General features: G+C 57.4%; 14 protein-coding genes, 1 pseudogene and 1 riboswitch. Of the genes and pseudogenes, 5 read left to right on the forward strand and 10 right to left on the reverse strand.

The features are described from left to right. Positions 1 to 16: 16 nt before the first annotated feature. From ACFOFO_RS02145 to ACFOFO_RS02175, 7 genes are all read right to left on the reverse strand, one after another. Positions 17 to 1,333 carry a DUF445 domain-containing protein gene (locus ACFOFO_RS02145; protein WP_390330707.1) on the reverse strand — a complete coding sequence of 439 codons (1,317 nt, stop codon included), beginning with the start codon at positions 1,331 to 1,333 and terminating at the stop codon, positions 17 to 19. A gap of 323 nt (positions 1,334 to 1,656) precedes the next feature. Next, on the reverse strand, positions 1,657 to 2,700 hold the full coding sequence (dusA, locus tag ACFOFO_RS02150) for a tRNA dihydrouridine(20/20a) synthase DusA (protein ID WP_390322912.1): 1,044 nt from the start codon (positions 2,698 to 2,700) through the stop codon (positions 1,657 to 1,659). Between the two features lie 507 nt (positions 2,701 to 3,207). Then, positions 3,208 to 3,855, reverse strand: coding sequence for a SorB family sulfite dehydrogenase c-type cytochrome subunit (sorB, locus tag ACFOFO_RS02155; RefSeq protein ID WP_390322911.1), 648 nt, complete (start codon positions 3,853 to 3,855; stop codon positions 3,208 to 3,210). Positions 3,856 to 3,864: 9 nt separating this feature from the next. Continuing rightward, entirely contained in the window at positions 3,865 to 5,118 is a 1,254-nt protein-coding gene (gene sorA, locus ACFOFO_RS02160) for a SorA family sulfite dehydrogenase catalytic subunit (protein ID WP_390330708.1), read from the reverse strand. 394 nt (positions 5,119 to 5,512) lie between these two features. Beyond that, positions 5,513 to 7,027: an AMP-binding protein gene (locus ACFOFO_RS02165; RefSeq protein WP_390330710.1), complete on the reverse strand. Its 1,515-nt coding sequence runs from the start codon at positions 7,025 to 7,027 to the stop codon at positions 5,513 to 5,515. 75 nt (positions 7,028 to 7,102) lie between these two features. Next, positions 7,103 to 8,512 carry an acylating sulfoacetaldehyde dehydrogenase gene (sauS, locus tag ACFOFO_RS02170; RefSeq protein WP_390330712.1) on the reverse strand — a complete coding sequence of 470 codons (1,410 nt, stop codon included), beginning with the start codon at positions 8,510 to 8,512 and terminating at the stop codon, positions 7,103 to 7,105. 209 nt (positions 8,513 to 8,721) lie between these two features. Further along, positions 8,722 to 10,032: an MFS transporter gene (locus ACFOFO_RS02175; protein ID WP_390330714.1), complete on the reverse strand. Its 1,311-nt coding sequence runs from the start codon at positions 10,030 to 10,032 to the stop codon at positions 8,722 to 8,724. 543 nt (positions 10,033 to 10,575) lie between these two features. Here ACFOFO_RS02175 and ACFOFO_RS02180 point away from each other — a divergent pair. The 5 genes and pseudogenes from ACFOFO_RS02180 to ACFOFO_RS02200 all read left to right on the forward strand — a co-directional run. Continuing rightward, positions 10,576 to 11,469: an IclR family transcriptional regulator gene (locus tag ACFOFO_RS02180; RefSeq protein WP_390322908.1), complete on the forward strand. Its 894-nt coding sequence runs from the start codon at positions 10,576 to 10,578 to the stop codon at positions 11,467 to 11,469. Positions 11,470 to 12,203: 734 nt separating this feature from the next. Further along, the gene (locus tag ACFOFO_RS02185) at positions 12,204 to 13,151 is read left to right on the forward strand and encodes a YeiH family protein (protein ID WP_390330715.1); all 948 of its coding nucleotides are present in this window, start codon (positions 12,204 to 12,206) and stop codon (positions 13,149 to 13,151) included. Positions 13,152 to 13,180: 29 nt separating this feature from the next. Beyond that, positions 13,181 to 14,512, forward strand: a complete 1,332-nt coding sequence (locus ACFOFO_RS02190) for a D-amino acid dehydrogenase (RefSeq protein ID WP_390322905.1) — start codon at positions 13,181 to 13,183, stop codon at positions 14,510 to 14,512. Between the two features lie 48 nt (positions 14,513 to 14,560). Further along, positions 14,561 to 14,656, forward strand: a riboswitch (TPP riboswitch). A 211-nt stretch (positions 14,657 to 14,867) separates the two neighbouring features. Next, positions 14,868 to 15,665: a thiazole synthase gene (locus tag ACFOFO_RS02195; RefSeq protein ID WP_390327942.1), complete on the forward strand. Its 798-nt coding sequence runs from the start codon at positions 14,868 to 14,870 to the stop codon at positions 15,663 to 15,665. Positions 15,666 to 15,688: 23 nt separating this feature from the next. Beyond that, positions 15,689 to 15,781, forward strand: a pseudogene (locus ACFOFO_RS02200) (thiamine phosphate synthase); the annotation flags it as partial. Positions 15,782 to 15,878: 97 nt separating this feature from the next. Here the strand turns inward: ACFOFO_RS02200 and ACFOFO_RS02205 are convergent. The 3 genes from ACFOFO_RS02205 to ACFOFO_RS02215 all read right to left on the reverse strand — a co-directional run bounded on the left by ACFOFO_RS02205 (position 15,879) and on the right by ACFOFO_RS02215 (position 19,576). After that, complete coding sequence (locus ACFOFO_RS02205) at positions 15,879 to 17,600, reverse strand: cobaltochelatase CobT-related protein (protein ID WP_390330716.1); 1,722 nt, start codon at positions 17,598 to 17,600, stop codon at positions 15,879 to 15,881. Positions 17,601 to 17,602: 2 nt separating this feature from the next. Next, entirely contained in the window at positions 17,603 to 18,583 is a 981-nt protein-coding gene (locus tag ACFOFO_RS02210) for an AAA family ATPase (protein ID WP_390330718.1), read from the reverse strand. Positions 18,584 to 18,757: 174 nt separating this feature from the next. Next, a complete protein-coding gene (locus ACFOFO_RS02215) occupies positions 18,758 to 19,576 on the reverse strand; it encodes an IclR family transcriptional regulator (RefSeq protein WP_390330719.1) in 819 nt (272 codons plus the stop codon). Positions 19,577 to 19,614 lie beyond the last annotated feature (38 nt).

The following is a 19,614-nucleotide window of genomic DNA, read 5'->3' on the forward strand; positions in this document are numbered from 1 at the left end:
TGCAAACTCGGCAAACTCACAGGAATAGAAACAAGCCGTGCAGTATCAATCCGATCAACCCGCCCACCAGCGTGCCATTGATGCGGATGAATTGCAGGTCGCGCCCGATGCTCAATTCCAGTTCACGCACCAGTTCACTGTCTTCCCATTTTTTCACCGTGCTGGCGATGTGGTGGCTGATGGTCTCGCGCAAATCAAACACCAGCGCGCGCGCGGCGTCGGCCATGTGCTGGTTGACACTGTCGCGCAGCTGCGGATTATCGGTCAGCCATTGTCCTAGCTGCCCCGCACCCGCGGCAATCTTGCGGCGAACCGCGGAATCATCGCGCGCCAGATCGTCCCGCAACCATGTTTTCAGTTGATCCCACAAGCCGTCGATGTACTGCGCCACCAGTGGTGCGCTCAACAACTGGTGTTTCCATTGCGCAATTCTGGCGTGATAGGCGGGATCGTGTTTCAGGTGTTCGATGAATTCAGTCACCGTGTCATCGAATTGGCGGCGGCGCGGATGTTGCGGGTCGTCGCTGATGTCGTGCAGCCAGCGGTTGACGCCGGCGACCAGCGACGCGGCGATTTTCTCGCTCAGTTCCTCGGTATTACTGACCACGCCGACCATCCTGAGCATGGTGGGATATTCGCGCCCTGCCACTTCGAGGATCATGCCGGCCAGGACCTTCTGGTTGTCGGGATCATCCAGCAGTCGCGCACATCGGCGCAAACCGGCGTCGAGCAGGGCCTGGTGCCGGTTATCCTCGGTCAGCGTATCGAGCAGACGACCAGCCAGGACGCCGACGTCAAGCTGCTGCAGACGTTGCGCCACGGCGCTGCGCAGCAGCTGGCGCACCTGCAGATCATCGATGAAATCGAGCGCGCCGACAAAAACCGCCACCAGCTTGTCGGCCAGTAGCGCGGCATTGGCGCCGCGCGTCAGCCATGCGGCGATCTTCAAGGTCGGATTGAACTCGCGCACTTTTTCGACCAGCACCTCAGTGTCGAGAAATTTGTCACGTACGAAGGCCGCCAGATTGTCGGCGATCCGTTCCTTGTTGCGCGGAATGATCGCGGTGTGCGGGATTGGCAAGCCGAGCGGATGTTTGAACAACGCGACCACTGCGAACCAGTCGGCCAGCGCACCGATCATCGCCGCCTCGGCAAACGCCGCCACCCAGTCCCAGGCATGGTGGCCATGCCGGCTGCGCGCCAAGATATACAGCGCCGCCACCAGCAGCAGCAAGCTAGTGGCAAACAGCCTCATATTGGCGAGTGCCTGCTTCTTGTCGATATTTTTCATTTGTGTTGTGAGGTTGTGCGAGGGCCCGATTGGCTTGGCCATTGTATTCTGCGGCGCCGGCAACGATGATGCGGCTTGTGGTCAAGGCGCTTACTTCAGGCGGCTCACCTCAAACGCTTGATGTCACGCGGCTCGCGGCCTGCAGAGGGGGCTTGCGGCTAATCGCGCGCCTGATTGTGCAGCACAATCGAGGGTCGCATTTTTCGGTTCCCCTTAGGGGCGAAAAAAAAGCCCGCAAGCGATAACGCTGCGGGCTAAATCCAATACTTTAGGAGTTTGGAGGAGACAGACGCACTATATCGCGCTGCAGCATCCGCGTCTGCTTTATTGTCCTGATAATAGGTATTCGCCAAACGAATAATGTATCAATCTGCTGCGAGCGCAGCCGGCATTCTGGCCAGCGCTTCCAGCAACAGCGCCGGATCCCCGCTCGCCAGTTTTTTGGAATCGGACAAGGTCTGCCGGAAATGACGCGCTCCCGGCAGTCCCGTCATCAGGCCCAGCATGTGGCGCGTGATGCTGTTCAGCCTCAGGCCGCCGCCAATGGCATCGGCAGCGCCCTTGCCGTAGCGCTGCAGCTGGTCGCGGATATAGGGCAGCATCGCATCGAGCACTTCGGCGCGCGATTTCGGCGAGCCTGGCTCACCGTAATAACGGGCGTCGAACGCCGCCATCAGATACGGATTGTGATAGGCCTCGCGGCCGAGCATCACGCCATCGACCTGTTGCAGATGCAGGTCGATTTCTTCCAGTGTCTTGATGCCGCCGTTGATGATGATTTCAAGATCAGGAAAATCGCGTTTGAGCCGGTATGCGTAGTCGTACTTGAGCGGCGGGATTTCACGGTTCTCCTTCGGGCTCAAGCCTTTCAGGATCGCATTGCGCGCATGCACGACGAAGGTACGACAACCCGCATCGGCGATCGCACCGACGAAATCGCGCACAAAGTCGTACGATTCGCTGTCGTCTATGCCGACCCGGTGCTTGACGGTGACGTCGATCGACACGGCATCGCGCATCGCCTTGACGCAATCGGCCACCAGTTGCGGCTCGGCCATCAGGCAGGCACCGAATGCACCCTTCTGCACCCGTTCCGACGGGCAACCACAGTTCAGGTTAATCTCGTCATATCCCCATTGCTCGCCGAGTTTCGCACTCCTGGCCAGATCGGCCGGTTCGCTCCCGCCCAATTGCAATGCAAGCGGATGTTCGACCTCGTTGAAGTCGAGATGGCGCGCAACATCCCCAAACAGCAGCGCGCCGGTGGTCACCATTTCGGTATAGAACCAGGTGTGGCGCGTGATTTGACGATGGAAGGTACGGCAATGGCGGTCGGTCCAGTCCATCATCGGGGCCACGGATATTCTACGACCAGGTTTTATTGGGATTTCCCCTATGACGACAGGCATGTTTGAATTCTCGAATCTTACTTAAACTTAACTGGAACTATCCCATTTTGCGGCCCCATTCCGGAGGCGCATGGCTTCCATCGGCAACGACGTACCGGCTGCGGACATATGGCGCAAGGGGCATAAGTCTATCAGCAAATCGTTTTACACCAAGGGCATGGCGCAAGAGTGGTCACACCGGCCACTGTCCATGATAGCGAGCCCTTACCCAAGCTGCTGCACGGTAGCGAAACACCGGTGTGGGGCGATTCGGCGTACATTGGTCAACACGAGGCAGTTAGCAAAATGGCAACGCGCTCACTCGTTCATGGTGGGTGGCAAATTGCTGCGCCTTCAAGAGGCGAAACGCGCCCCACGTGCGAAACATCGCACGGGGATGCCGTAAATCCGGCGCTCGCGTGCCGGATTCAACTTGAATGTCGCCGTCTTGAAGGCGCATTGTCGTTTCAAAGAATTTGTTTCATCGACATCGCAATTGCGGGGAATTTATTGAGACGGTTGTTCAGATTATTGCGACAACACATAACGTGCCAGCGTCTGCGCATCGGCTTCGCGTAACTGATCAAATGGTGGCATCGGCGCTGGTCCCCATTTCCCGGCGCCGCCCGCGCGTATATTGCGTGCTACCTGGACAAGGGCATCGGGTTTGCCGGCGTACTTCGCCGCCACTTCCTTGAACGCCGGACCGACTACCTTCTTATCAATCGCATGACAGGCCATGCAATTATTGGCTGTGATCAGTGCCTGCGCGTCGGTGGGGCCAACAACTGGCGCAGCGGGGGCGGCTGTTGCACCGGTCGACACCTTTTGCGCGACTGGTGCAACTGCCGTTCGCTCGGCGCCGTAAGTCTTGGCCAGGTAATCCACCATCGCCGGCACCTCGTCGTCCGGGAATTGTGCGCCAAATGGCTTCTTCATTTTCTTGACCGTGGCCTCCCAGTAGCCGCGCGGTGAGGCTGGCGGCTGTGATTGCACATACTGTGCCGAATGGCAGGTCATGCAGTTGCGCTGTACCAGTTGATAGCCCGGTAGCTGGCTCGGTCGATATGTCGCGGTTTCCGGAGGGAGCTGAATATCCAGCGCAAGAACCCCGCCTGTGAAGAGTGCCATCGCGAAAAACAAGATGCCGCCAGTGATCTTATTATGCGTGTTCATATTGGTCTCCTAAGCAGCAAGCACGCGGGTGGACTCGACGACATTGCGCATGTACCCCATTGGATTCCACAGCGCGGTCATGGGCTGGCTCTGGCCGATGCGGTTGACTGCGCGTACTTTCAGATCGTAGGGTCCCTTGCGCTGCGGTTTAAAGGAGGCAGTCCATTCACGGAACGAGTATTTGCCCAAGTCCTTGCCTAGGCGTGCGGGGTGCCAGCTGTTCCCGCCATCAGACGAAAACGCGACTTCGGTAATACCATAGCCGCCATCGAAGGCGATGCCGCGCACTACCGTTTCCCGACCGACTTTTACCTGCGTACCCTCCGCCAGGCTGGTGATAAACGAGCGCACGTTGAAGCGGTTGATCGGCGTGGTTTTGGTCGGTGCCGTACCCGGCTCGATACAGGCGCAACTGTTATCGGGTATGCGATAGGCAGTACTCATCCAGAAGCCATCGAATACCTTGTCAGTGACGGTAATATCGGTTACATGCTTAACCCAGTAGGTTCCGTAATACCCTGGCACGATCAAGCGTACTGGATAGCCGTTCAACAACGGCAGATCGGCGCCGTTCATTTGCCAGGCCAGCATGACTTCGCCGTCGAGCGCATGATCGATATTGAGCGCCTTGACGAAATCGGGGCCGTCGCCCACCGGCGGCTTGTCGAGACCGTTGAAAGACACCTGTACCGCGCCGGCCTTGATGCCGGCTTTCTCCAATACTTTTTTCAGAGGCACACCGGTCCAGCGCGCATTCCCCATGGCGCCGTTGGACAACTGACCACCGTTGGCGCGTGGAGTGAAGTGCCCACGACTATTGCCGGAGCACTGGTTGACAGCAATCAGTTCCACCGCATCGGCCATTTGTTTGAGCTCGGCGAGCGTCAATTCGAGCGGTGTATTGACATTCCCCCCGATGCGCAGCCGGTAGCTTTGCGCATCGATCGACGTCGGAATGCCGCTCCAGTGATAACGCACGAAAAACGCGTCATTGGGGGTCAGCACACCCTCATTGAACACGGCAAACGGCGTCTCAAGTTGCGGTGGACGACTGGTCAGGACAATCAGAGGCCGTTTCTGCGGAAACGCGATCAGTTCACGCTCGCCATTCTCGAACGACAGCGTCACGCTACCGGGGTTAGCTGCCAATGCCGCTAGTGCCGTACTACCCAGCGCCGACGCCGCGCCCAGGGTACTGGCTTGTATGAGAAAGGCGCGCCGTTGTGCTGTGTGCGCGGTGAGCGCTTGGGGAGTCTTTGCCATTCTTGTCTCCGTTATCGGTGTTCGGATTGATTAGCGTGTTATCGATTGGAAATTAGTATCGCGCAATCTTGCTTTATTGCATTGGTCATCACTGCCTTCGTTGCATCAGCGAATGCATCACCTGCCATGGCGATGATCGTGCCCGGTGTCCCCTCCCTGTCCTATAGCGCACTCGATACCTTACCCAGGGGTGCTATCGCAGTCTCGTTGGCGCCACCCGTCGGATTGGTTCTTAAACTGGCAACCGACTATTTCTGGCCGGTGACATCCTCACTATAGACGGTATGCGACGTCAGTTTCAAGCGCGACACTTCCACGGCATCGACCACGCCAAGTTTGCGTGCAACGATGAAACCTGAGCGCTGCGCGAAGGGCTGAATCCGTTGATCAGCGGCTAACCTGCCGCTGTTTCCAGCAACTTGAGGCGTTGCACCTTGCCTGACGGCCCTTTCGGCAACTCGGCCTGGAAACGGAACAGCTTGGGCGTCTTGTAGGCTCCGAGTTCATTCTGGCAAAACGCTCTGAGTTCATCCTCGGAGCATTGCTCGCCAGCCTTGAGCACGACGCACACCATAATCTCCTGACCGTAATGCTGATCCGGGATGCCAACGGCGGCGGCCTCAAGCACCGACGGGTGCTTGAGCAGTGCCTCGTCGATCTCCCGCGGTGCAATGTTTTCACCCCCCTTGATGATCAGCTCCTTGATCCGGCCGGTGACGAACACGAATCCATCCTCGTCCAGGTGGCCGAGGTCACCGGTGTGAAGCCAGCCTTCGGCCGTCATGGATCTGGCGGTCTCTTCCGGATTCTTGTAATACCCTTTCATGACGTTCGGCCCGCGCACCATGATTTCACCGGTTGCGCCGGATGGCAGGCTATCTCCTTCCGGATTGATGATCTTGGCCTCATTACCAAAAGCTTGCCCCGGGCTGCCGATCTTGCGCTGCGCAGATTCGAGCGGATTGGTGAAGCACGGCGCCGCGGTTTCCGTGAGACCCATGGTTTCAATCACGCCAATTTTGAACCTGTCTTCAAAAGCACGATGCTGGCTGGGCGGCAGCGGAGCGGAAGCCGAACGGCAGAAGCGGACGCGGCTGAGATCCAGATCATTTTTCGCCGCTTCCTGACCATTCAACAGGTATGAAATCATGGTCGGAACCAGGTTGATCCAGCTACACTGATACCGCGCCACCAAGCTCCAGAAATTCGAGACACCAAACCGATGCGGCAGAACCAGGCTACCACCATGCACCAATGGCGCTGTCGCAGTCACGATCTGGGCATTGATATGGTATAGCGGCAGGGAAGCCATGACCCGGTCTTGCGGCCCCAACTCGTGCGCGGCGGAAACGAACTGCCCGCCCGACACGACCGACCGGTTGGTCAGTACCACGCCCTTCGGCTTGCCGGTGGTGCCTGAGGTGTACATCATCAGCGCATCGTGCTCCTCGCTGACGGGTGGCATCTCTGCGATGCGATCCGGCGCAGCGATGAATTCCTCCGCATCGACATCACACACAACGATTTGAATCTCCCGCGCCACATTGACCAGCGCAGCATTGAGGCGTTCCAGCTGGTCGGGCGTGACGAATATGATCGTGGCATCGCTATGGTTCAGTACATATTCGAGCTGTGATGCTTGTGCCAGCAAATTGAGCGGGGTCACGCAAAAGCCGCCATACATGGCGCCGATGAACAAGCGACAGGTTTGGTAGCCGTTGTGCATCAACAGCGCCACTTTCTCCCCAGGCCGAATCCCGCGCTCGACCAGATAGTGCGTCAGCTTGCGGGAGGCTTTCTGCAGGCCACCGAACGTCATGCGTAATTTCGGTTCCGGCGCAATCAGATAGACCGCATCAGGCCGTTCCTTAGCCTGAAAATCGACATATTCACGAATCGTGCGCAACATGGTTTTGATTCCTAAAATCAGTACAATTCATCAAAAGAATTCTGCCCGGTGTGCTCCGGAATGCTGGATCATTGATTAGCTGTATTTGCGCAGATATTCACCGAATATTTCCTCTTCAGACGGCATGCGTTCCGGGATCCTGCGCACGATGCGGGTGATGTTAAGGTAGTGCTTGTAATTCATATTGTCGGAAAAATTATTCCCGCCCCATGTGCCGCAGCCCATCGAAAGTGAAAACGGCAGGCCGTTTTCGAAGCTGCCTCCGGTCGCAAAACAATGGGCCTGATTGACGATGACGCGGCACACCGGCAACTCGTTGCCAAGACGCAGCACATGTTCATCATCCGAGGTATGTATCCCCACCGAATGTCCCGCGCCCTGATAGCGATACACTGCATTGACTACCTGGCAGGCATGATCAAAGTCGTGCGCGCGATACACAGTCAGCACCGGGGAAAGTTTTTCGCCCGAGTACGGGTACTCCGGACCGGTCCCGACTTCCTCGACCATCAGAAACTTGGCCTGTGCAAAACGCGACCCGGTCAGTCCGGCCAGTGATGCGATCTTGGGGGCGAGCTGCGCGGTCACGGCGGCGTCCAGTTTGCCTCTAGGCCACATGGTTTCTTGCAGCCGGCGCTTCTCTTCAGGATTGAGCAAGACACCGCCGGCTGCGATCAGCTCGGCGATGGCCGAGTCATATACCGAATCAAGAATGACCACGCTGTTTTCGGACGAACAGCTGGTTGCGTTATCGAAGGTTTTCGAGCTGCTTATTTTTTGCGCCGCCTCACGCAGATTGGCAGAACTATCGATGATGACGGCGACGTTGCCAGCGCCCACCCCGAATGCAGGCGTGCCGCTGGCATAAGCCGAGCGGATATTATTTTGTGAGCCGGTCGCCACCACCAGGTCAGCCTGGCGCATCAATTCCTGAGTCCCCTCCTTGGTGATCGGCGCAGGCAGGTATTGCACCAGGTCCAGCGGTGCACCGACTTTTTTCAGCTCGGCATGGATGTAAGCCACCAGGGCAGCACAGGTGCTCAGTCCTTTGGGCGAGGGTGCAATGATGACCGCGTTGCGTCCCTTGAGGGCATTGATCACCTTATTGGCAGGTGTTGCCGCCGGATTGGTCGAGGGTGTGATTGCCGCGACTACGCCCACAGGGCGTGCAATCTCTACCAGGCCGCGTTCTGGATATTCGGCAATGACGCCGACGGTCTTGACATTTTTCAGGTCACGCAACAGACCCAGTGTCTTGCGGTAGTTTTTCAGGATTTTGTCATCGACGTTTCCCAAACCGGTATCGTGCACGGCCATCTCGGCCAGGGTCCGGTTGCGTTCCGGTTGCATGATTGCCCAGCCTGCTGCGGCTACCACATCGTCTACCTGCTGTTGCGAATAATGCTCATAATCGCGCTGCGCTGCTTGCGCCTTCCTGATCAGATCAGAAACCATCTCTGTGGCAGCTGCCGGATTAGTTTTCATGTGGTTCTCAATCGACATTTTTCATCTCCATCCATGCATTGTTTTTAACTCGACCCGGAAACACTTGATTTCGCGGGCTGCTATTCTCACCCCCTCGCTCTGGCTGAGCGACGGGGTGAGAGAATCCGGTTCCAGCCATATTCGTTGCGGATCCCGATATCAGGATTGCCGCATCCGGGCCATGCGCCCTACCGGGCGCATGGCATCGGTTATTTAGCGATAAGCGTTCGCGCGATCCCCCCGTTGAATGACGGCGCCTCCGGCGGCGCCTCCTTCAGCTTGTTGGTCGGATCGATCCACAGCGAGCAAATTGCTGCGACCCCCAATAGCCCGGCTGAAATCAGGAACGGCACTTCATAGCTTCCGGTCGTTTGAATCAGGTAACCAAACGCCACTGGCGAGACCATTCCTGCCACCCCGAAGCCGGTGTTCATCATGCCGCCCGCAGTTCCCGCAAACTTGCCGGCAATGTCGAGCGGTAGGCTCCACAACACGGCATTGGTCAATTCCAGGAAGAAGAACGATGCGGCCAGCAGGGCGACTGCGGTCACTGGAGTCTCTGTATAGATTGCCGGCATGATGAAGGCCAATGCCCCTCCCAGCCCGACCACCAGCAAAGTGCGGCGCGCCAGCTTGAGGTTTCCAGTCTTCTTATAGATATAGTCGGAAAGAATGCCACCCAGCGTGTCGCCGACAACACCGGCGAGCAGCGGCAGCGCCGTGAACAATGCAAGCTGCTTCATGTCAAACCCGCGCGCATCCTTGAGATAAGAAGGTAGCCATGTCAGGAACACCCAGAGCGACCAGCCGTAGCAAAAGTCCACGAAGGTGACCAGCCACATCCGTTTGATCATCTCTTTCCAGGGCGTTTTTCCTGCCGCCGCCTTTTTCATTTCAGCCGAATTGACGCCGATCTCCTTCATCTCCGCGGGCTTGACCCATTTATGCTCGAGCGGCGTATTGCGGTACAGGAAAACGAAGAAACTGGTCCAGACCAGGCTGATCGCGCCAAGGATGATGAAGGATTCGCGCCACCCGTATGCGGCGACAATGACGAGCACGATAGGCGGCGTCACAGCACCACCCAAACGGGCAAAGCTATGCGTGATGCCTTGGGCAAAGCCGCGCTCCGTCGCGGGCATCCAATAAGTGAAGGAGCGCGTCGCCGCCGGAAATGCGCCGCCCTCGCCGATCCCCAACAGAATGCGGAACATGATCAGCGACCACAGGCCCCATGAAAAACCGCAAAGAATCGTCGCGATGGCCCAGATCGTACTGAGGATGCCCAATACCAGGCGCGGGCCATATTTATCGGCAAACCATCCACCCAGGATTTGCATGGCAGCGTACGGATAAGCGAAAGCCGAAAAAACCAGGCCCAACTGGGTCGGCGTGAATCCCATCTCTTGCTTCAGCATCGGGGCAATGATCGAGATGTTGACACGATCTATATATGCGATGAAATACATCAAGCACATGAGACCCAATATTAGATGTCTGACTTTCAAGAACTTTTTCATGTCTCCGCCTTATCGTTGTAAGTGGTAATCATTACTTTGTACGGCTTACGGCCATCTTGCCGTTTGTAAAGCTGCCGGTAACAGCTGATTGGCGCCCGTATTGCCGACCAGCTATTGTTGTTGACTCTTGTATTTCGGTTTCTTACACCTTCCTTCAAAAAAAATTGCATCAAGGGGGGTCGACATTCATGCTGTTTGGCAGGACGCCAACTATGTCGTGATGCTGCGCTGTGCTGGCTAGAGAAAATTGGCGGCTGACATCAGCCAAGCTTGCGAGTAGTCGCGCCACCCTGCGAGAACATCAAGTTTTCCCGCACGCTTGCCTGATTGCCCATGCCGCACTCCTTTGCACCCCAGATTCACAAACAAAACGAAACGGTGCATTTCGTTTTTTTAAATATACTTTGCACTTAATCGAATTGCAAGGAGAAATTCTTGAATTGAAATGCACGATTTCAATAAATGAAAAATCGCACTCTGCGAACTTGTTGCAGAATTTGTAATCTGCGACAATGAAACGAGAAATTTCGAAATGTGAAGCTTATGAAGAACAATGAAAAGCAATCAGGTTCGGCGGCATTACGGGCGTTCACCGTATTGGAAGCGGTGGTCCGCGCCGACAAGTCGGTTTCCCTGGACGATGTCGCATCGGCCTGCGGTCTCCCCAAGCCCACGGTCTACCGCGCTCTGGTCATGCTGGAACAGGCTGGAATGCTGTTGCGGGAACCTGTCAGCAAGCGCTATACCGCAGGCGCCAGGTTATCGACGTTTGCGCTGGACGTGCTGAAAAACTCCATCGTCCGGGCCCCGGCCCACATGATTCTGCAAAGGCTGGTGGACGAAATCGGGGAAACCTGCAATGTCTCCATGTTGGACGGCAACGCGATGGTCTATCTCGATCGGGTGGAAACCCCGTCGCCGCTGCGCCTGAATCTGCAGCCAGGGTCGCACGTGCCACTGCACTGCACCTCCAGCGGCAAATTACTGCTGAGCCAACTGTCGCGCAGCCAGCGCCAAAAACTGCTCGGCAATGGGCCGTTGCAGCGTTGCACCGTCAACACGATCACGGATGTGTCTCTCCTGGAGCTAGAACTCGAACGCTTCACGGTGGACAGGGTCGCCACCAACAACGAGGAGTTTCACGTCGGCATGATCGGTGTGGCGGTCCCGATACTGGACAGGAATGGCCGTACCTGCGCCTCGCTAGCGGTACAGGCGCCGGTGGTCCGCATGAGTTTGGAACAGGCATTGCAGCACGTCGCCAGCTTAAGGCTTGCAGCACAAGCCCTGTCGGATGCCTATTTCGGGGAAGCACCCAGCGCGCCGGACACGGAAGTAAATGCGCAGCTTGCGACCACCGACAGCAAAGCGCCTGGCCCAAAACGCACCCGTTCCGGCACGACCCGATCGGCCAAGAATGCCGATTTGTCGCACTAACTGTCAGCTAAAGGATTCGTTACCACGGAATCTTCAGCCCCACTCACGACGCCAGCAAGTCGACACATACCCGGATTTTCTGGCAAGAAATAGCGCAAAATAATTTCTCCGACAGGCTTGTGGCCTATCCTGCTGAGGCAATGAAACCCCTTCTGCTGGGCAATCGTATTTGCTCGTATTCATGGCGCAAAAAACGGCGCGCATATTCAGCGTCTTCTCAAACAGCGCGTTGGACAACAGCGGTTCTCTGCTTCTTTTTGCATTCCCGGAGCACCGCCCTGCCATGCAGGTGAAACTCGTCGATCTCAGTTCTTAACGCCATCCGCGCATTCTGGCCAGCGTTGCAGCAGGGTTTGGCCAACCGTGCCGGGCGAATGCACTCGGCGCCTGGCTATGCTTCACCCAACCAATTCGGGGGCACAACGCGCAGCCGGGATGTCCCTGCACCAGTCCCAAAGATGCTCAGGTCGAGCCAGCGACACAAATATAGATTATTCGGAACATTTTGTTTCAAAATATCGAAAAATCTATTTACAAGCGCCCTCTCTAGTGTATTATCCAAAAAACGAGATGAATCACATCAATATTTGAAATATATTTCATTTTTGAGTTCCCCAATGAAAACACAAACTGCAATCGCGTCACGCGTATCCGACAAGGACATTCTCTATCTATCATCTGCGGTTGCCATCTGGCGTCCCAGCGCCGTGCGGCGAAATTGGCCAGGCGTGGCCGTGGCGACTGCAATTGCATTGTCCGCGTCGTTTATTTCGATGAATTATGGCGGGCCGCAACTGTTATATGCCTTGTTTTTTGGCCTGGCATTTCATTTCCTGTCCCAGGATCCGACGTGCCAGCCCGGAATCGAGTTCTGCAGCAAGGTATTGCTGAGAACCGGCGTCGCATTATTGGGAGTACGCATCACACTGGCGCAAATCGTGTCGGTCGGGATTGCGCCGTTGGCTATCGTGATTGGCGCTTTGCTGGCAACGATAGGATTCGGGTATCTACTGTCGAAGTGGCTGAAACGCCCGATCGCGGAGGGTTTGCTCTCGGGCGGTTCGGTCGCGATTTGTGGTGCGTCAGCGGCGATGGCGATTTCCGCAGTATTACCACAGACCAAGGAAAACGAAAAATTCACATTGCTGACGGTGGTCGGTGTCACCAGTCTGTCGACCATGGCAATGATCGTGTATCCGCTGCTGGTAAAATTAATCGGCCTCGATGCGACCGAAGCCGGCGTGTTTATCGGCGGTACCATCCATGACGTTGCGCAAGTCGTCGGCGCCGGTTATCTGGTGTCTAACCACACTGGCGACGTCGCAACCTTCGTCAAGTTGACGCGGGTCGCCTGCCTGGTGCCGGTAGTGCTCGGCCTGTCGATCGCGTTCAAGACCAAAAGTGGTAAAACGGAATTCGATGCACCGCCGCTGGTGCCGTTCTTCCTGATCGGCTTCGTATTTCTCGTCATCGTCAATAGCATCGGTTTCATCCCTCACCAGGTCGGCGGCTGGATCAGTGACGCATCGCGCGCTTGCCTGGTGACCGCCATTGCTGCGCTGGGAGTAAAGACTTCATTCCAATCATTGGCATCGCTGGGCTGGCGGCCGGTCATCATGCTGGTGATGGAAACGATATGGATCGCGGTGCTGGTGATCGGCGCGCTGCTGCTGAGCCGGTAACACCATCCCTGCGGATAACGGGAGACCCCATGAAAGTCATCGTGTTAGGCTCCGGCATCGTAGGTACGGCGTCCGCCTGGTTCCTGCGCAAGGCAGGCCATGAGGTGACGGTACTCGAACGGCAGCCCGGCGTTGCGCTGGAGACCAGCTTTGCAAACGGCTGCCAGATCTCGGTGTCGCATGCGGAACCGTGGGCAAATCCGCATACCCTGCTCAAAGTGTTGAAATGGCTAGGCCGTGAGGATGCGCCATTGTTGTTCCGGCTTCAGCCCGATCTGCTGCAATGGAAATGGTGCCTGCACTTTCTGCGCGAGTGCATGCCGGGTCGCGTCGACGACAACATCCGCCAGATTGTCGCGATCGCGGAATACAGCCGCCAGACCTTGCATGCCGTCCGTGTCGAAACCGGTCTCGATTACGATTGCCTGACACGCGGCATCCTGCATTTCTATACCGACCAAAGAGAATTCGACAAGTCGCTCGCGGCCGCGGCATTGATGCGCGAACTGGGTTGTCCACGCAACCCCGTCAGCACAGACGAAATCTTGGCGCTGGAACCAGCACTGGCTGGCATGCGCGACCAGATTGTCGGCGGCGACTTCACTTCAACCGATGAATCCGGCGACGTCTACAAGTTCACGGTCGGCCTGGCTGCAAAAGCGGCCGAAGCCGGTGTACAGTTCCGTTTCAATACCACGGTCACGCGCTTGCTCTCTGAAGGCAGCGGCGCTGGTATGCAGATTACCGGTGTCGAAGTGATCGATGCAAACGGTCGGCACCGGACGCTGCAGGCTGACGCGTTCGTGGTGGCGCTCGGCAGTTTCTCTGCGCCGCTGCTGAAGCCGCTCGGCATCGAGCTGATGATCTATCCCGGCAAAGGCTATTCCGCCACTTACCGGATCATCAATGCACAAGCCGCGCCGACCGTATCGCTGACCGACGACAGCCACAAGCTGGTACTGTCGCGCCTGGGCGACCGCCTGCGCGTGGCCGGAACCTGCGAATTGAACGGCTACACTCGTGAACTCAACCCAGCGCGCTGCGATGCCATCACGCGGCGCGTTCGCGCGTTGTTTCCGGGTGCTTGCGACTACGACAACCCGACCTACTGGGCCGGCTTGCGTCCGCTGACACCGTCGAACGTGCCCTATATCGGCAAGACGAAATTCGCCAACCTGTTTTTGAACACCGGGCACGGCACTCTGGGCTGGACCATGGGCTGCGGCTCCGGACGCGCGATTGCGGATATCGTTGGCGGCCGTCAGCCTGAGCTTGATTTTGCATTTACCGGAATGCCGCGTCGGGGGTCCGCACAAATGGGCCACGGGTCTTGCAAGAGCAGGTCCGCCATGAAGCACTGAACATCGCAGGTGAAATTGGAATACCCCATCTCCCTGAAGGAGGTGGCGCCGCAAAGCTAGGGGTCCTGACTGAACCAGTCGGGTGAGAAATACCCTTGACCTGATCTGGATAATGCCAGCGTAGGAAAGCAGACTTGTCGTAGTTCGTACTGTCTTCCTTCTTGTTGCTGGCCGCCAAAGAGCAACGAACCTATAAGGAAGCACTATGAACGCCAATCCAAAATTCCTGTCCGCTACTGCTACGGTAGACGAGGCGGCGGTCCAGCCCTTGCCCAATTCCGGCAAAGTGTATATCACGGGTTCGCGCCCGGATATCCGCGTGCCCCGATGCGCAGAACAAACAGAGAAAATAGAAATGAATTCTGCTGAAAGTACGCAAGAAAATTTAACGATCGCCGGCAAAACCTATGGCTCACGGCTGCTGGTGGGAACCGGAAAATACCGCGATTTCGAGGAAACACGCGCCGCAATTGAAACCAGCGGCACCGAAATCGTCACCGTCACCATCCGGCGCGTCAACATCGGCCAGGATGTCGACGAACCGAATCTGCTGGACTTCATCCCGCCGTCAAAGTACACGATCCTGCCAAATACCGGCGGCTGTTATAACGCGAAAGATGCGGTGTACACCTTGCAACTGGCACGTGAATTACTCAACGGCCACAAGCTGGTCAAGCTCGAGGTGCTGGGCGACGAGAAGACGCTGTTTCCCAACATGCCGGAGACCTTGAAGGCGGCCGAGACGCTGGTGGCGGACGGCTTCGACGTGATGGTGTATTGCAGCGACGATCCGATCCAGGCCCGGATGCTGGAGCAGATCGGCTGCGTCGCGATCATGCCGCTGGCGTCCTTGATCGGCTCCGGCATGGGCATCCTGAATCCGTGGAACCTGTCGCTGATCATCGAACAGGCCACCGTACCGGTGATCGTCGATGCCGGCGTCGGCACCGCGTCCGATGCGGCGATTGCGATGGAACTCGGTTGCGACGGTGTATTGATGAACACCGCGATCGCCGGTGCGCGGGACCCGGTCCGGATGGCGCGTGCGATGACGCTGGCGGTGCAAGCCGGACGCGACGCCTACTTGGCGGGCCGCGTTCCGAAACGCTTCGCGGCCTCGCCGTCGTCGCCGATGGCAGGGCGCGCGACCTGAATCACGCCATGGAAGGAGTAACGATGAACGGACTGTATATTGTCACGCCGGACTGGGACGACACGCTGAAGCTGCTGGCGGTCACCGAGCAGGCGCTGCTGGGCGGCGCCTCCATAGAACACACGACGCTGATCGGCAGCGTCAACTCGTGTTCTGGATAGGCGCGCAACATATATGGCCGCCCCACTGGTCAGAGCGGGCATAGTTGGCGCCTTACTGACGACCACGGGCACCGATCAACTGCGCGATCTCAAGCAATAGCGCATTGTTAAGCGAGTGCGGAAGATCGGTGGCCAGGCTGCGGCTGTAATACGTGCTGAGATCGAGGCCAACACCTAGTCCGCAAATCTCCACCTCACCGCGGTGTTCCTGACGCGCCACCACTTGTTTCAAATGATTGGCAAGATAGAACTCGTCATTTGCCAGGTTGGTTGCGCTATCCATCGGGCAGCCGTCGGAAATGACGACCAGAATCCGTCTTTTTTCGTTACGCAGTTGCAAGCGCCTGCAGGCCCAGTCGACCGCCTCGCCGTCGATGCCCTCGCGATACAAGTCGGCTTTCAAGAGCGCCGTAATATCGGGCCGGGCACGCCGCCATGTCTGGTCTGCACTCTTGAATACCATGTGCAGCAATTCATTGAGCCGGCCCGGATTTTTGGGGGATCTGGCACGCATCCAGTCGCGCTGGACCCGGCCGCCGTTCCACGCGCCGGTGGTAAAGCCCAGCACTTCACTGCTGACCCCGGCCTGTTCCAGCGCACGCACCATAACATCGATCAGGATGGTGATTGATTCCGCGTGTGTCTTCATCGAGCCTGAGCAGTCGACCAGAAAGCTGACCAGGCAGTCGGCATCGGGCTTGTGCTGCTCCTGACGAAACAGGCGGCGTTCGGCCGGCGAAGTGATGAGCTGCGCCAGACGACGGCCATCGATATAACCATCTTCTTCGCCAAATGACCAGCCGTCGCGTTGCGGCACGGCCAGCAATATCATCAAGCGGCGCGCCAGGCGCGGAATGTTGATGCCCAGTTCGGAAATGCGATGGTCGATTCGGTCCCGGTATTCCCGTAACAGCGCCTTGCGTACTAGTGAGCCAGCCTCTGCCTGCCGATCGTATTGGGTCGAAAAGACCGCATAACCGTGTTCCGCATCGTCCAGCACCTTGCTTTGGCCGGTAGCCGCGACGGCAATGGTGTCGCTTTCGTCACTGTCAAAGTGCAGCAGCAGCCTGAATGCAGACTTGGCGTCGTCGCCCTCGCTGGATTTTTGGTTGTCGCCCTGTTCGGTGTCGGCAGAACGAATCATCTCGCCGACAATGCCGGCGATCGAGCGCGCGTGGCGCGCGTAGGCCGACTGATCGCCGCAATTGCGACGTATGCCCAGCAGATCCTTGCCCAACATGGGCGCGATCGCGGCACGGGTGCTCTCGATCAGGTCTTCGGTTTTTTCAAGGACCGGTTGGCCAGTGAGGCGCGACCAGCAGATCTGGAAAACGGTATACAGCAGGATGCCGGAAGCGCTGTCGGTCAGGCCGGACTGATGGAATGCATGCGACCAGGCAGAAAACCGATGGTGCAGGTTCTGTGTCATTCCCGGCATGGTCTGGGGCACCATGGTTTCCACGCGTAATTGCTCCAGCAATTCGAACACCAGCCGTTCGACCGGATCGGTGGGACAGAATTGGCGATGCAGCACCGGGTCGGTGTATTGCAATCGCAACGCGATGCTGTCTGCGGTACCCCGAAACGAGGAAAAATCGTCCTGTTCCGGGTCGGGTTGGAGGTGTGGCGCATGCACCGGGAATTGTCGTTGCCCTTTATGCAGACGCTGCCCCCGGTAATGAACGTCCGCCTCTCCGCTCAGCGCGCGAATGATGGCAGCGCAAAGGTCTTCGACTTTCTGCTGCTGGCGCGTCCTGTCATGGGCCGTGCTCATCACTATGCGCCTCGGAGCTCGCTCAGGTGTGATTCCGTTAATTCTTCGCCGAAGCAACGTTGAAAGTACTCAGCGACAATAGTACGCTCGGCCTCATCGCACTTATTGAGAAAGGAGAGCCGGAACGCCAAGCCGGTATCGGGGAATATCTCGCAATTCTCGGCCCAGGTGATCACAGTCCGGGGCGACATCAGGCAAGACAAGTCGCCGGCAGCAAAACCCTTGCGGGTGAGTTCGGCGACAGCCACCATTGATGCGACCAGCTTGCGTCCCTGTTCATTGCCCAAACTCGGCACGCGCGCCTGTACGATCGCGACCTCTTCGGTGGCGGGCAAGTAGTTCAGCGATGCCACGATATTCCAGCGATCGATCTGGGCGTGATTCAGGGCCTGGGTGCCGTGATACATGCCATTGAGATTGCCCAGGCCAACGGTATTGGAGGTAGCAAAAAGCCGGAAAAATGGGTGTGGATGGATCACTCTATTCTGGTCGAGCAGGGTGAACTTGCCATCTCTTTCCAGGATGCGCTGGATCACGAACATCACGTCGGGCCGGCCCGCGTCGTATTCATCGAAGATCAGCGCCAGCGGGCGTTGCAGCGCCCACGGCACGATGCCCTCCTGAAACTCGGTGATTTGTTTTTCCTCGCGTAGGACGATGGTGTCTTTCCCGACCAGGTCGAGGCGACTGATATGCCCGTCCAGATTGACTCTGACACATGGCCAGTTAAGGCGCGCGGCAACCTGCTCGATGTGCGTCGATTTGCCGGTTCCGTGCAGTCCCTGCACCATCACCCGGCGGTTACGGGTAAAGCCGGCCAGAATTGCCAGCGTGACGTCGGCATTGAAACGATAAGCGCCATCGATATCCGGCACATGATCATCGCGCTCGCGAAATGCCGGCACCATCAGATCCGAGTCGATACCGAATAGCGTTCGAATCGACACCATGTGATCCGGCTTCAGATGCGTCAGCTCTGTCACGATAAGCTCCCGTCGAGCAGCGAAGCGCGCGCCACCGGTGCAAATTGCGTGACATCGATCCGGAAATGGCGATCTGTCTTGTGCGGTGCCGGCAAGGTTTGCGCGCACAGAGTGAACAAATGGGGAAATAAATGGGGAAATATCGGCACGTCTTGATCCTGTATGGTCTGAAGTCTATGGCTTGTCATCCGATGGCGGTAAGGTATCGGCTTCAATCGCAGCGAGCGCCTGGGCTGCCCGCTGCAATGCAGGCAGAAAATGCAATGCCTTTTCATGCGTCAGGCGCATGATCGGCGCCTGTATCGCAACTGCCAGATTGGAGCGACCGGTGGCGGAAGGCACCAGTACCGCCACGCACAGCAAACCAGGCAGGAATTCCTCATCATCGATTGCATAGCCGTTGCGCCGCACAATTTCCAGTTCCTGCTCCAGCTTGATGGGATCGTCTTCCGTCTTGCTGGTGTATTTGGTCAGCGGCATATGCGCCAGCAGGCGGCGCCGCTGCGCCGGGCTCATCTGGGCTAGAAACAGCTTGCCGCTGGATGAGCAATGTGCCGGGACCCGGGATCCGGAATGCAAGTAAAAACGCAATGGCGCAGCTGTTTCCATCCGATCCAGATACACCACTTCACTACCTGTAAATGCGGTGAGATTGCAACTCTCGCCCACCTCTTCCACCAAGTGACGCAGTACGGCATGACGCGCGCCGTGGTAAGTGTTATTGATTAGCAAGTTCGACGCCAAACGGCGCAGGCGCACGCCGGTACTGTAATGGCGGCCGTCACCTTCCCTGTGGAGTACACCCACGCTTTCCAGCTGTTGCAGCATCCGGTGCAAGGTCGGCTTGGGCAAACCGGTCTCCTCGACCAGCCCCTGGAGCGAGAAAGTCTGATCCTTTTCAGCGATCACTTCCAGCAGCGAGAACAGCCGCATGGTCGGCGTATCACCATCAATCTTGTCGTGCTTCGGAATATGTTCAGGCATCGCATTCATAATGTTCCAATATGTGGATATTTCATTTTCAACTTCAA

This window comes from Pseudundibacterium arcticum (assembly GCF_042646465.1).
In the GTDB taxonomy this organism is placed as follows: Bacteria; Pseudomonadota; Gammaproteobacteria; order Burkholderiales; family Burkholderiaceae_D; genus Undibacterium_A; species Undibacterium_A arcticum.